Raw genomic sequence first — 13,314 nt, 5'->3', positions numbered from 1 at the left:
CCCTTACTGTTCTGGTTGATCAAGTTCATTGCGCCGCCCCAGCGGGCCGGCCAGCAGTTCCAGCGTCAATCTGACCCCGAAACCGGTCACCTCGCTGCTGACTACGCCATTGCCGCCCTTGTTGCGAAAACCACTCAAGTCGAGGTGCAGCCAGGGGGTCTGGGCAGGCACGAAGCGGCTGAGGAAGCGGGCCGCATCGATGTGATCCGGCGAGGCGCCGGGCGCACACTGTAACAGATCGGCCCACTCGCTATCGAGGTTGTCGTCGTAATCCTCATCCAGCGGGAAGGGCCAGACTCGCTCACCGCTGCGCTGACCCAGGCTGATCAGCTCGCTCAGCCACTGGGGCCGGTTGGTGAAGGCGCCACTGTAGCGGCTGCCGAGCGCCCGCTTGCAGGCCCCGGTCAGGGTGGCGTAGTCGATCAGCAGATCCGGGTTGTCCTGCACCGCCATGCTGAGGGTGTCAGCCAGCACCATGCGTCCCTCGGCATCGGTATCCACCACCTCAATGGTGGTGCCATTGAGGGCGGTCACCACCTCCCCCGGCCGGTAGGCGAGCGGGCCTATGTGGTTCTCGGCGATGGCGAGCCAGCAGTGCACCTCGTAGGGCAGCCTGGCCCGGCTGATGGCGTGAAGCGTGCCCAGCGCCACCGCACTGCCCCCCATGTCCAGATGCATGCCGTACATGCTGCCGGAGACCTTGAGGTTGTAGCCGCCCGAGTCGTGACAGATCCCCTTGCCCACCAGGGCCACTCGCCGCACCGCATTGGGTGGGCAGTAGCTCAACTTGACCATGGCGGCCTGGTTGTCTTCCGAGCCGCGTGCCACCGCGATGAAGGCACCGGCCCCCTGCTCGGCCAGCTGGGCCTGATCGTACTCATGCCACTGCCACCCCTCGCTCTGGGCCAGCTGACGTACCCATTCGCGGTAGCTGCGGGCGGTCAGATCGGAAGCGGGCGACACCGCCAGATGGCGGGCGATGCCGTTGCCCTCGGCCTCGGCATAGATCCGCGCCAGATCCAGCACGCAATTGGGAGAGAGCGCAATCTGCTGATAGCGCCAGGGATCTTCGCTGCGATGCTTGTGGCTTGGCAGCGGCACGTTGGCCGCCAGCAGGGTGGCCAGCGCCAGTTCAGCCAGGAGAGTGGTGTCGGCCTCGTCAAACCCCTCCAGGTGCAGCCCCAGGCGCTCAATCTTGAGGCCGGCCAGCGGCGCAACCCAGCTGCGCACCTGCTTGTAGAGGGCATGATCGCGAGAGGGACGAGCCGGCAGGAAGACCAGCAGTTGCAGGGTATTGTGCAGCACCAGGCTGTAGGGGGCTTTCTGCCCCAGTGCGATCTGGGCGCTGACGGCGGCAAGCTCGGGCAGGGCCAGCAAGCTCTCGCGCCGCTCTTCGGCACAGATCAGCAGGTTGGCGGCCAGGCCATTGGTGAGGACGGCAGCAAGGCTGGCGTCGTGAATGTCAATCTGCGGCGGCAGATAAGTAAATGGTTGCATCATCGGGCAAGGCCCTCGTCCATGAAGAGATACCAGAGATGATACCCAACAAAGCGGGGTCACAGCCAGATTGCACTTGAAAATCAATATCAAGCGTGAAGGCGACACGAAGCAAAAAGACCGCGAAGGCGGCTGGATGACAAGCTGGGGATTGGCGTAATAGAGAAAGGAAGTTGGTTGCGGGGGCCGGATTTGAACCGACGACCTTCGGGTTATGAGCCCGACGAGCTACCGAGCTGCTCCACCCCGCGTCCGAATTGTACTGCCACCACAAGAGACAGAGCAGTTGTCCCTTGCTGTCTTCGTCTCCACCGCAGGGCGCTGCCTTGCCATGGACACAAATAGTTGGTTGCGGGGGCCGGATTTGAACCGACGACCTTCGGGTTATGAGCCCGACGAGCTACCGAGCTGCTCCACCCCGCGTCCGAATTGTACTGCCACCACAAGAGACAGAGCAGATGCCCCTTGTTGTCTTTGTCTCCACCGCAGGGCGCTGCCTTGCCATGGATACAAATAGTTGGTTGCGGGGGCCGGATTTGAACCGACGACCTTCGGGTTATGAGCCCGACGAGCTACCGAGCTGCTCCACCCCGCGTCCGAATTGTACTGCCACCACAAGAGACAGAGCAGATGCCCCTTGTTGTCTTTGTCTCCACCGCAGGGCGCTGCCTTGCCATGGATACAAATAGTTGGTTGCGGGGGCCGGATTTGAACCGACGACCTTCGGGTTATGAGCCCGACGAGCTACCGAGCTGCTCCACCCCGCGTCCGAATTGTACTGCCACCACAAGAAGCAGAGCAGACGCCTCTTGCTGTCTTCGTCTCCACCGCAGAGCATTGCCTGCCATGGATACAAATAGTTGGTTGCGGGGGCCGGATTTGAACCGACGACCTTCGGGTTATGAGCCCGACGAGCTACCGAGCTGCTCCACCCCGCGTCCGAATTGTATTGCCACCACAAAAGGCAGAGCAGTTGCCCCTTGCTGTCTTCGTCTCCACCGCGCGGCATTGCCTGCCATGGACACAAATAGTTGGTTGCGGGGGCCGGATTTGAACCGACGACCTTCGGGTTATGAGCCCGACGAGCTACCGAGCTGCTCCACCCCGCGTCCGAATTGTACTGCCATCACAAGAGACAGAGCAGTTGCCCCTTGCTGTCTTCGTCTCCACCGCAGAGCATTGCCTGCCATGGACACAAATAGTTGGTTGCGGGGGCCGGATTTGAACCGACGACCTTCGGGTTATGAGCCCGACGAGCTACCGAGCTGCTCCACCCCGCGTCCGTATTTTTTCGTTCAGGCTGAGCAGTAGCCTGTTCGAATTCTCTTGTTTATCAACACATTGTGAAACAAGGTTGATGCAAGAACTCAGATGGTTGCGGGGGCCAGATTTGAACTGACGACCTTCGGGTTATGAGCCCGACGAGCTACCGGGCTGCTCCACCCCGCGTCTGAGGTCGCCAATAATAGGCGCCGGCGCTCAGATTGCAAGTAAATATCCTAAAAAAACTTCATTCGTAGATTAAACCGGCATAAATCGCAGGAATTTGCAACAGAGCGCGGTTTTTTCAGGCAGGCAGCTTGTGGGCCAAGCTGGCGCACTACACTCAGATGGTTTGTAACTCCTCGTTTTGGGTAGGTTTATCATGCGCATCTCCGCCGGTCATTGCCGTCAATTGGGGGCCACACCCGAGCACGACGGCGTCAACTTCGCCATCTGGGCCCGTCTTGCCAGCCGGGTCGAACTGCTGCTGTTTGCCAGCGCCGACGATGCCACGCCGGAAGTGATCCCCCTCTCCCCCCGCCTCAACCGCACCGCCTACTACTGGCACATCCATATAGAGGGGATCGGGCTGGGTCAGCGCTACGCCTATCGCATCCAGGGCCCCTGGCGCCCCTACTACGGCACCCGCTTCGATGCCGACAAGGTGCTGCTGGACCCTTATGGTCGCAGCATCGAGCTGGGCGCCAACTACGATCGCTGGGCGGCGGCCCGCCCCGGCAGCAACCTGGCCTGCTGCGCCAAGAACCGGGTAGTGGATACCCGAAACTACGACTGGGAGGGGGACAAGCTGCCTGCCCACTCCCTCTCCCGCTCGGTGATCTACGAGCTGCACCTGGGGGGCTTTACCAAGTCACCGGACTCGGGGGTCGACCCCGCCCTGCGTGGCACCTACCTCGGCCTTATCGAGAAGATCCCCTACCTGCAATCCCTCGGCGTCACCGCAGTCGAGCTGCTGCCGGTGTTCCAGTTCGATCCCCAGGATGCCCCCAGGGGGCTCTCCAACTACTGGGGCTACAGCCCCATGTCGTTCTTCGCCCCCCACGCCCAGTACGCCAGCGGCGAGGATCCCCTCACCGAGTTTCGCGACATGGTCAAAGCGCTGCACCGCGCCAACATCGAGGTGATCCTGGACGTGGTCTACAACCACACCGCCGAGGGGGGCGACGATGGCCCCACCTTCTCGTTTCGCGGCATCGACAACGAGGCTTACTACATTCTCGATGCCAATCAGAAGGACACCAACTACTCGGGCTGCGGCAACACCTTCAACGGTGCCCACCCGGTGGTGCTGCGCATGATCATGGACAGCCTCCACTTCTGGCGACAGGAGATGCACGTGGACGGTTTTCGTTTCGACCTGGCGGCCATCCTGTCGCGGGACGAATCGGGCCAGCCCCAGGCCAATGCGCCGACCCTGCGCACCATCGATACGGATCCCCGCATCGCCGACATCAAGCTCATCGCCGAGGCCTGGGATGCGGGGGGCCTCTATCAGGTGGGCAGCCTGGCCGGCGCCCGCTGGCGCGAGTGGAACGGCCAGTTCAGGGACGACGTGCGCCGCTTCCTGCGCGGGGATGACAACGCAGTGATGGCGTTCGTGGAGCGGCTGTGCGGCAGCCCGGACATCTACCACTATCACCACGCCGATCCGGAGAAGAGCATCAACTTCGTCACCTGCCACGACGGCTTCACCCTGTGGGACTGGACCAGCTACAACGGCAAACACAACGAGGCCAACGGCGAGCAGAACCGGGATGGCTGCGATCACAACTTCAGCTGGAACCACGGCCAGGAGGGGCCGAGCGAGGATCCCCAGATCAACGCCCTGCGCACTCGTCAGGCCAAGAACATGATGGTGGCCACCCTGCTCTCGGTGGGATCCCCCATGCTGCTGATGGGGGACGAGGTGCTGCGCAGCCAGCACGGCAACAACAACGGTTACTGCCAGGACAACGACACCTGCTGGATGCACTGGCAGCCCGATGCCAGGGGGCAGGAGATGTTCCGCTTCATGAAGGAGCTGATCCAATATCGCAAGCACCTGTTCCAGCGCCCGGAGCAGGAGAGCATGCCGCTGTCGCTGACCGAGATCCTGCGCCACAGCGAGATCTGCTGGCACGGGGTCAACGCCGCCCAGCCGGACTTCGGCCCCCACTCCCACGCCATCGCCATGTCAGCCCTGTCGAGCGAAACCCGGCTGGCCCTCTACGTGCTGTTCAACGCCTACTGGGAGCCGCTCACCTTCAACCTGCCAAGCCCCCCCAAGGGGGTCGGTGGCTACTGGCGCCGGATCCTGGATACCGCCCTGCCCTCGCCCGAGGACATCAGCACCTTCGGCATGCCGCTCGAAGGGTTGACCCGGGAGTACCTGGCCCAGCCGCGCAGCAGCTGCCTCTTCATCTGCGGCGCCGACGACTTCTACTAGAGGCCGCACACCAGGGCCGCAAACAGCCAGCAAAAAGCCCACCCCGGTTGCCCGGGGTGGGCTTTTTCATGATGCCGGTCGGTCAGGCCAGCTGGTGCAGCACGCTGGTCGCCGCGATCTGGGCGATGATGAGGCCGCACAGGGCGGTGGAGACCACCACCGGCGCCGTCTCCTGCTGGCGATAGAGCGGGCTGAACCAGAGCAGCAGGGCGGCGATCAGCAGGGCCGCCTGGGTCAGTACGCCGGGGATCAGGGCGTCGAGGCCGGCGCCGCTCCCCTGCCAGCCCACCAGCACCGCCAGCCAGAGCAGGCTCAGGATGGCGGCCACCAGCCCGGCCAGCGGCAACAGGGTGTTGAACGCCTGCAGACGGTGACGGGCCCGCAGCAGCATCAGATGGGCGAAGGCCGCCCCCAGCAGCACCATCTGCAGCAGGCCGCCAAGCCAGCCCTGGATCTGCAGCAAACCGATGCCATAGACCAGCAGCGGCACCGCCGGCAGCCAGAACAGAGTGGCCGGGATGGCGCGCTTGCCCTCCAGCCTGGACTGGGCCAGCGACAGCACCACTCCCAGGATCAGGGCTGCGCCGCCACTCCAGATCAGCCAGTCGGCCGCCTTGGCCTCCACCGCCAGCATCAGGGAGAGGCCGGTGATCACCCAGACCGAGAAGATCTGGGTGGTGATCCGCGAGCGCTGGCCCGGGCAGAGATCACCGCGCCAGAGCACCAGGCCCAGGGCGATGAGGGCCCCCAGCGCCATCAGGCCGGTCAGGGGAAAGAGCCAAAAAGAGAGTTGGACGAACATGACGCCTCCAGCAGCAAGAATTCAGAACGCGCCGATGGCGCCGGATGAAGGGGCCGAGTATACCCAAAGCCGCCGTCATCCCCAATCCCTGCCGCGCATCAGCCTACGACGAAGGGCTCAGCTCTGGCCGCGGGCCAGCGCCACCACCCGGGCGAACATCTGGCGCAGCACCGGCGGGATGTGCTCGCCGCCGAGCCGCTCCGCCTCCTCCACCACCGCCAGCGCCATGCCAGGCTTGCTGCGATGATGAATCGCCTTGTTGATAATGCGCCCGGCGTTGAGGGTCGAGCGCCCCCCGACGCCAGCTTCACGCCGGAATACCGCCTCGAAGCCGTTGTGGTAGAGGTAGTGCTCTATGTCCGCCGCCGGCAACTGGGTCAGCCTGTCCCGCTCCCGCTCCCCCTTGAGCAGGGAGCGCGCCGAGGTGGCGTATTTGACCCCCGCCTCGTCGCCGTCGGTGAGCAGATGCCACTCGATGCCAAAGTCGCGCGCCACCTTGATAAGGGGTGACTGACCACACTGGGCGAACTCGATGATCCGCACCCCCTCCGCCCGCAGGCTGTAGCCGCAGATCTGGGCGAGCTCGGAGAGCAGCCAGATCTCGGTCTCCCCCTCCACCAGCAGCCAGCAGCGGGCAAACATCGACATGGGGCGGTTGATGCGCACGTGGAAGGCAATCTTGCGCAGATCGTCGCTGCTGTAGCGCTCGCCCCCCAATTGATGACAGAGGATGTCCTGCTGGCGGCGCACCAGCCGGCGGATCTGGTTGAGGGGCAGCGAGGAGAGCAGATCCCCCGAATTGGTGGTGAGCAGCTTCTGCCCCGGCAGCTGTTCCAGCAGGCCCCAGGCCAGCGCCAGCATGGTGGGGTGCAGGCGGCTCTCCGGATCTTCCAGGATCATGATGGGGCGCGCCCCCTGCTCCAGCTCCCGGTTGCCCCGCGCCTGCAGCAGGGTGGCCGCCATGCCCGCCATCGCCAGTTGCAGCGCCCGGTTGTCGGCATTGCGCAGCAGCGCCTGCAGATTGCCGGGATTGCGCAGGGTCATGGGGCGGTTGACGATCTCCCGCTGGCTGCGCGGCTTGTTCTTGATGGGGGCCAGCGCGTTGAAGTAGTGATCCATCAGCTGGCGTACCGCCTGCAGCGCCTCCTTGAGCTCGGGCTCGCCGATGCGCTGGGGCTCATCGATCAGCTTGTCGGCCAGCTCGCTCAGCCGCAGCTCGGAGAGATCCCCCCACTGCAGGGTCTCCACCCCGTTGCGGGCGGTACGGGCATCTCGCAGCCGGAACACCGGGTTCATGGTGATGAGCAGACAGACCAGCTCGTGGGCATTGTCGATGGCCAGGCTCTTGCCGATGCCATCGAGAAAGTCGTGGGTGGTGGTGACGGAGCCGTCGCTCTGCAGCTCGGCGCTGGCGCGGTAGTGAATGCGGTGAAACTTGTCCTTGTGCTTGATCCAGGCGGCGCCGAGGCGGGCCAGTCGCTGGGAATGCAGGCACATCTGGGGCCTGTGCTCGCTGAAGGTGAGCACCAGTTGCAGGTGGCGGGCCGGCTCGAGCTCGGGATCTTCGGGCTGATGGAAGTCATCGCTGCTGAACTGGTAGGGCTCGGCATCCTGGCCTAGCAGACACCAGAGGGCGCGCAACAGGCTGGACTTGCCCCAGGCGTTCTCGCCGATGAGCACTGTGGTGTGGTCCAGCCCGAGCGAGAGGCGATTTATTCCGCGAAAACCTTTGACTTCAATGCGTTCCAGAAACATGCGGCCATATCCAGTCCATCCTGATGGCGCAATAGTGGCAAAGTTGTCGGGAAAATCCTATCGGGTCGTGGCGATTTTCAGCGGGAACTGTGAGGAACGAGCGGTTCGGGGACGGGGGCGCCGGCAAGTCGGCCCTGGGGGGCGTTCCAGTGGCTGAACCAGAGGTGGCGGGTGCGAGTCTGACGTTTGCGATGATTCAAGGGCATCTCCTGTGCGGGTTGAAGGAACGAGGCTCCCCCTCGTTGCCAACCAATCTGCCGCTTATCTGTGACAGGAGGATGACAGCTGGCTGCGCCACTGACCCGGGGTGAGACCAAACGCCTCGCGAAAGCGGTTGCCAAGGTGGGCCTGGGACGAGAAACCGCACTGGATGGCGATGCTGGCCAGGGAGTCGGCGCCGGCCAGCAGCTGCTTGGCCCGCTTGAGCCGCAGCCCCAGCAGGTAGCGGTGGGGCGGGCAGCCCAGGCTCTGGCCGAACATGCGGGCGAAGTGGTATTCGCTGAGACCCGCCTCCTGCGCCAACTCGGCCAGGGTGACAGGCTCCGCCAGATGGGCCAGCAGGTACTCCTGCACCCGCCGGATCACCGCCGGTGCCAGCCCGCCGCGCACCTCGGGCAGCGGCGGCGCCTCCCGGGTGTGGTGGCGATAGGCGTGCAGCATCAGCATCCAAGCGCCGTGAGAGAGCGCCATCCTGTCCACCTGGTGCTGCCAGTCCAGCTGCATCAGCTGGCCCTGCACCAGGCTGGCGGCCAGCGGATCGTCGATGAAGGTCTTGTCCTCCAGCAGCAGGTGGCGCCCCTCCTTGTCGCACACCTCTTCGGCGATGCGGGTCAGGTGGGCCGGGGTGAAGTAGAGGTGGAAGAAGCGAAACTCCTCGCGCACCAGCCACTCGGATCTGTGGAGATCCGGCATGATGCACACCTTGCCGGTGCCGCCGTGACCACCCGGGCCGTCCAGCCGCTCGGTCTGCTCGCCCCCCTGCAGGTAAACGCTCAGGGTATGGTGGCCCGGTTTGTGATAGCGGGTCTGATCGTAACAGTTGCGCCAGCTGGCGACGCCAAGGCCAGGTTCCAGCCAGCAGGCGTTCTCCAGTCGCGCGCCCGTGCTGACCAGTGCATCGAATACTCCCGCCGGCTTAGTCTGCAGCACCCGCTCTGTTCCTCTTGTTGCTTGCCTGATGGCCCCTGTGCGCCATCTTAACGCGGCGCGGCGGCAAAGGCTGCGGCTGCCCGTAAAAAACCGCAAGATGGTGTAAGCCCGCCGCCACCGCCCGCTGCATGCTGATCCCATGTCGTACTCATCTCACCGGATACCCCATGAACCTGATGCTCTATCTTGCCACCGTCCTTATCTGGGGCAGCACCTGGATCGCCATCGCCTGGCAGCTCGGCCCCATTCCCATCGAGGTCTCGGTGTTCTATCGCTTCGCCCTGGCGGCGCTGGCGCTGTTTGCCCTGCTCACGGTGAGCGGCAAGTTCCCGCGCCTGCCCTGGGCGGGCCAGCGTTACGCCGCCCTGCTCGGCGCCCTGCTCTTTTCCACCAACTTTCTCTGCTTCTACCACGCCACCCTCTATATCCCGAGCGGCATGTCAGCGGTGATCTTCGCCAGCGCCAGCATCTTCAACGGCCTCAACCTCTGGCTGTTCGAGGGTAAAAGACCCGGCCTGCGCTGGTTGCAAGGATCCTTGCTGGGGCTCGTCGGCACCCTGTTGCTGTTCTGGCCCGTGCTGGCGGATGCGCAACTGGGTGCAAACGGCTGGAAGGGGCTGCTGTTTGCCTGCGGTGGCACCCTCTGCTTCTCGCTCGGTAACCTGGTGTCGGCCCGCGGCCAGCGCCAGGGCTATCACGTGCTGCAGATGGTGCCCTGGGGCATGGTCTACGGCGTGGGGCTGCTGCTGGGCTGGGTCACCCTGCTCGGTCAGTCGCTGACGCTGCCCACCGATCCGCGCTACCTGGCGGCCATGGTCTATCTGGCCATCTTCGGCTCCGTCATCGCCTTCACCGCCTACCTCACCCTGGTGGGGCGCATCGGCCCCAGCAAGGCGGCCTACGCCACCGTGCTGTTTCCTCTGGTGGCGCTGACGCTCTCCACCTTCTACGAGGGGTTCGTCTGGCAGCCGGTGTCGGTGGTCGGCGTGGTGGTGAGCCTCATCGGCAACCTGGTGATCTTCGCCCCGCCCGTCAAGGCGTGGCGCTGGCCGCTGGCACGGGCTACAAACGGTACTTGCCCCTGATGCCACCAGCCCCTAAGGTAACCGCTTTCAACAGACGAGGACGGGAGAGAGCATGTTACTGGAAGGGCTGGAGACACTCTGCCTGCTGGCGAGCGAGGGCACCATGGCCAAGGTCGCAAGCCGCCTCTACATCAGCCAGTCGGCGGTCAGCAAGCGCATTGCCCAGCTGGAGCAGCGCCTTGGCAAGAAGCTCATCGAGCCGGATGGGCGCCACACCCGCCTCACCCCCCAGGCCAGGGAGCTGCTCACCCGGGTGGCCCCGAGCCTGGCCGAGATGAAGGGGGTGCTGACGGACAGCCAGATCCTCACCGACCAGACCCCTCTGCCCGTCGCCTGCTCCGAGACCCTGCTGGCGGGCTACCTCGCCCGCTTCATGCACGACTATCTCGAGCGTGATCCCCATATCGCCCTCTCCACCCACCACACGCCGGTGATCCTGGCCCGGGTGCGCGGCGGCGATGCCCTGCTCGGCATCTGCGCCGGGCGTCTGCCCCCCGGCCACGGCCTGTGCACCGAACGGCTGCTGGAGGAGCCCTTCTATCTGGTGGGGAACGCAGCGTCCGAGCACCAAGAAGAGAGTGCCGAGCGGCTGCAACCCATCCTCACCATGGATCTGGACAACCCCTCCAACCGCTACCTGCGCGAGCCGCTGGCTGCCCTCGGCCTGACCCCGGCCATGGAGCTCGACTCCTACCTGGCGCTGATCGAGCTGGCCAAGGCGGGCATTGGCCCCGTGCTGCTGCCGGCCGGCCTGCTGGCCCTGGTGGGCGAGCAAGGGGCGCAGGCCCGTCCCCTGCCGGGGCTGGGACGCCCGCTCCACCTGGTCTACCGGCCAAACAGCCTCAAGCGCGAGCGCATTGCCCGCCTGGTGCAGGCCCTGCAGGCCCATTTCCGGCAGCTGACCGCTCAGAGCTGAAAAACAAGAGGGCCCGATCCAGCGGATCGGGCCCTCTCTATGATCCCTTGTACAAGGCGTCAGCCCAGCCAGGCAAAGAGCTCGGGATACTGGCTCCACATCAGCTTGACGGACATCAAGAGGGAGACGGTCACCAGCAGCGGCTTGATGAGCTTGACCCCCTTCTTGAGCACCAGCTTGGAGCCCATGCGGGCCCCGATGAACTGCCCCAGCGCCATGCACAGGCCGACGCTCCACACCACCTTGCCACCCAGGGTGAAGAACAGCAAGGAGGCGATGTTGGAGGTGAAGTTGAGCAGCTTGGTGTGAGCGGTGGCCCGCGCCATGCCAAAACCCGCCAGGGCCACGAAGCCGATGGCAAAAAATGACCCAGTCCCCGGCCCGAAGAAGCCGTCATAGAAACCCACGCCACCGCCCACCAGCAGGGCGAACGCCATGGGAGTGAGGCGGCGCTGGCTCTCCGCATCGCTCACCCTGGGGGAGAAGTAGAAGTAGCAGGCAAACGCCATCAGCAGGAAGGGCAGCAGCCGCTCCAGGATGGCGGCATCTATGGTCTGCACCGCCAGGGTGCCGATGGCCGCGCCGATGAAGGTGCAGATGACCGCCGGCCAGATGATGGCCCACTCCAGCAGCCCCTTGCGGGCATAGAACCAGGTGGCGGAGAAGGAGCCGAAACTGCTCTGCAGCTTGTTGGTGCCAAGCACCAGGGCCGGCGGCATGCCGGTGGCGAGCAGGGCGGGCACCGTCAGCAGCCCCCCGCCGCCGGCAATGGCATCGATGAAGCCGGCCACCAGGGCCACGCCAAACAGGGCAAGCAGGGTAAAGAGTTCCAGTTCCATCCATCGCCTCGCGAAATTGACCGGGGCCCGCAAGGGCCCGCACAGCGCAGGCTCGCCATGAGCCTGATAAACACCGCAGGTCGCTATCCTAATGGGGCTTGGCTCATGACGCCAACGAAACGGTGGCAGGCAATTGATTCCTGATTTTCATCAATCAAGTGCACCATGGCGTGGCTGGCACGCGTGCGGTCCCCTCGCCCGCCTTGATCAGGCCGCGTCGGGCGCGCAGGTCACCCCATCGGCCTTGAGGTCGGCCAGCGCCTGCTGCAGATGGGCTTCATCCTCGCCGGGAGCCCGGCTGACCCGGCCCGCCATGTAACGACTGCTGAAGAGATTGAACCACAGCTGCAGCGCCTGCCCCGCCGCCAGCTCGCCGGCCACCTCCAGCACGCAGGCCGCCACCTCGGCGGTGCAGAGGTGTTCGTCGCAGTGGGCCACTCGCATGCCATAGGTGGAGAGCGCATCCGGCTTGATGGAGAGCACCGGAAAACCGTCCAGATAGGGGCTCTTGTTGAACATCTTGCGCGCCTCGGGCCAGGTGCCGTCCAACAGGATGAAGAGCGGCTTCTTGCCGGCAACCGGGGTCACCACCGAAGTGAGCCGGGCCGGCTCCTTCTCGCAGGCGGGAAACACCACATAGGGTTGCCAGGCGGGATCCGCCAGCAGGGCCAGCAACTCGGGATGGGGCTGGGTGCGCGACCAGAGAAATGCCCAGGTAGTATCCGGCAGCACATCGGCGATGAGGCGGCCGGTGTTGGAGGGCTTCATCGGCTCGCTGTCATACATCAGCAGGCAGAAGCCGGCCTCGGCTTTGAGCTCGGGGCGCCACTCGCAGGCACACCAGTCGTGGCGCAGCTGGCAGGCTTCGCAGCGCGGCACGCTGCCGCCACGGGCGAGAAAGGGTCGGGTCGAGACGCTCTTGCGCCAGATGCGCAGGCGATTGACGGCGTGATCGGGAATTGGCTTCATGGAACGCGGCTCTGACGGTGCCTGTGGCAGGACAAAAAGGGGGCAGATTGTAACGGCGCGCCCTCTGCGCAGCAAGGCCCCCCATCTGGGGCAAGCCGGGATGCCACGCCTCTTTGATACTTGGTCGTCAATCCATGCACCCACGCATGGGACACAGGAGGACGACGATGGCAGAACAAGACATTGCCCGCGAGCACGCCCTGGCCGAAGGCACTACCTTCACCTGGCACGAGCTCTATCTCCCCGATGCCGAGGCCGGGATCCGTTTCTACACCGAGGTGCTCGGCTGGGAGAGCCAGACCATGGCGATGGAAGGCGGCGACTACCCCATGCTGGTTGCCAATGGCAGGCCGATCGCCGGCGTGCAGTCTACCCGGGGCAATCCCGAGATGGCCGGCGTACCACCCCACTGGGCAACCTATATCGCGGTGGATGACGTAGATGCCAGGGTGCTCAGGGTCAACCAGCACGGCGGCACCGTGGTGGTGCCCGCCATGAACATCCCGGGGGTCGGGCGCATGGCCCTGATTGCGGATCCGCAAGGGGCGCACATCTGGCTGTTCACAGCTGACCCCATGTGACATCGCCAACCG

10 protein-coding genes and 8 tRNA genes are annotated in these 13,314 nt (G+C 64.8%); 4 read left to right on the top strand and 14 right to left on the bottom strand.

What is annotated here, in order from left to right:
- Nucleotides 1-3: 3 nt before the first annotated feature.
- The 9 genes from I6L38_RS07285 to I6L38_RS07245 all read right to left on the bottom strand — a co-directional run bounded on the left by I6L38_RS07285 (nucleotide 4) and on the right by I6L38_RS07245 (nucleotide 2,946).
- Nucleotides 4-1,500 (bottom strand): leucyl aminopeptidase family protein, encoded by a 1,497-nt coding sequence (locus I6L38_RS07285; protein WP_017787987.1) that lies wholly within the window; start codon nucleotides 1,498-1,500, stop codon nucleotides 4-6.
- A 171-nt stretch (nucleotides 1,501-1,671) separates the two neighbouring features.
- Nucleotides 1,672-1,748, bottom strand: a tRNA-Met gene (locus tag I6L38_RS07280).
- Nucleotides 1,749-1,843: 95 nt separating this feature from the next.
- Nucleotides 1,844-1,920: transfer RNA gene (locus I6L38_RS07275), tRNA-Met, on the bottom strand.
- Between the two features lie 95 nt (nucleotides 1,921-2,015).
- Nucleotides 2,016-2,092: transfer RNA gene (locus tag I6L38_RS07270), tRNA-Met, on the bottom strand.
- Nucleotides 2,093-2,187: 95 nt separating this feature from the next.
- Nucleotides 2,188-2,264: transfer RNA gene (locus I6L38_RS07265), tRNA-Met, on the bottom strand.
- A gap of 94 nt (nucleotides 2,265-2,358) precedes the next feature.
- Nucleotides 2,359-2,435: transfer RNA gene (locus I6L38_RS07260), tRNA-Met, on the bottom strand.
- Nucleotides 2,436-2,529: 94 nt separating this feature from the next.
- Nucleotides 2,530-2,606 (bottom strand) — tRNA-Met (locus I6L38_RS07255).
- Between the two features lie 94 nt (nucleotides 2,607-2,700).
- Nucleotides 2,701-2,777, bottom strand: a tRNA-Met gene (locus I6L38_RS07250).
- A 92-nt stretch (nucleotides 2,778-2,869) separates the two neighbouring features.
- A tRNA-Met gene (locus tag I6L38_RS07245) sits at nucleotides 2,870-2,946 on the bottom strand.
- 196 nt (nucleotides 2,947-3,142) lie between these two features.
- Between I6L38_RS07245 and glgX the strand changes: the two genes are divergently transcribed.
- Entirely contained in the window at nucleotides 3,143-5,206 is a 2,064-nt protein-coding gene (glgX, locus tag I6L38_RS07240) for a glycogen debranching protein GlgX (protein ID WP_024943379.1), read from the top strand.
- 82 nt (nucleotides 5,207-5,288) lie between these two features.
- Here the strand turns inward: glgX and I6L38_RS07235 are convergent, their stop codons facing one another.
- The 3 genes from I6L38_RS07235 to I6L38_RS07225 form a co-directional block, all read right to left on the bottom strand.
- Nucleotides 5,289-6,008 carry a hypothetical protein gene (locus I6L38_RS07235; RefSeq protein ID WP_024943378.1) on the bottom strand — a complete coding sequence of 240 codons (720 nt, stop codon included), beginning with the start codon at nucleotides 6,006-6,008 and terminating at the stop codon, nucleotides 5,289-5,291.
- 117 nt (nucleotides 6,009-6,125) lie between these two features.
- Nucleotides 6,126-7,763, bottom strand: coding sequence for an ATP-dependent endonuclease (locus I6L38_RS07230; protein ID WP_017780171.1), 1,638 nt, complete (start codon nucleotides 7,761-7,763; stop codon nucleotides 6,126-6,128).
- 261 nt (nucleotides 7,764-8,024) lie between these two features.
- A complete protein-coding gene (locus I6L38_RS07225) occupies nucleotides 8,025-8,912 on the bottom strand; it encodes a helix-turn-helix domain-containing protein (RefSeq protein ID WP_216989335.1) in 888 nt (295 codons plus the stop codon).
- A 167-nt stretch (nucleotides 8,913-9,079) separates the two neighbouring features.
- Here I6L38_RS07225 and I6L38_RS07220 point away from each other — a divergent pair, with 167 nt between their 5' ends.
- Together I6L38_RS07220 and I6L38_RS07215 are read left to right on the top strand one after the other, a co-directional pair.
- A complete protein-coding gene (locus I6L38_RS07220) occupies nucleotides 9,080-9,997 on the top strand; it encodes a DMT family transporter (protein ID WP_216989334.1) in 918 nt (305 codons plus the stop codon).
- Nucleotides 9,998-10,049: 52 nt separating this feature from the next.
- Complete coding sequence (locus I6L38_RS07215) at nucleotides 10,050-10,913, top strand: LysR family transcriptional regulator (RefSeq protein ID WP_216989333.1); 864 nt, start codon at nucleotides 10,050-10,052, stop codon at nucleotides 10,911-10,913.
- 59 nt (nucleotides 10,914-10,972) lie between these two features.
- Here the strand turns inward: I6L38_RS07215 and I6L38_RS07210 are convergent, their stop codons facing one another.
- Nucleotides 10,973-11,752 carry a TSUP family transporter gene (locus tag I6L38_RS07210; RefSeq protein WP_216989332.1) on the bottom strand — a complete coding sequence of 260 codons (780 nt, stop codon included), beginning with the start codon at nucleotides 11,750-11,752 and terminating at the stop codon, nucleotides 10,973-10,975.
- A 207-nt stretch (nucleotides 11,753-11,959) separates the two neighbouring features.
- Nucleotides 11,960-12,721, bottom strand: a complete 762-nt coding sequence (locus I6L38_RS07205) for a tRNA-uridine aminocarboxypropyltransferase (protein ID WP_216989331.1) — start codon at nucleotides 12,719-12,721, stop codon at nucleotides 11,960-11,962.
- A gap of 167 nt (nucleotides 12,722-12,888) precedes the next feature.
- Between I6L38_RS07205 and I6L38_RS07200 the strand changes: the two genes are divergently transcribed.
- Nucleotides 12,889-13,302, top strand: coding sequence for a VOC family protein (locus tag I6L38_RS07200; protein WP_206865248.1), 414 nt, complete (start codon nucleotides 12,889-12,891; stop codon nucleotides 13,300-13,302).
- Nucleotides 13,303-13,314 lie beyond the last annotated feature (12 nt).

The sequence above is a fragment of the Aeromonas sp. FDAARGOS 1408 genome, from assembly GCF_019048665.1.
GTDB classification, from domain to species: domain Bacteria; phylum Pseudomonadota; class Gammaproteobacteria; order Enterobacterales; family Aeromonadaceae; genus Aeromonas; species Aeromonas dhakensis.
This window is presented reverse-complemented; position numbering and strand designations above follow the sequence as displayed.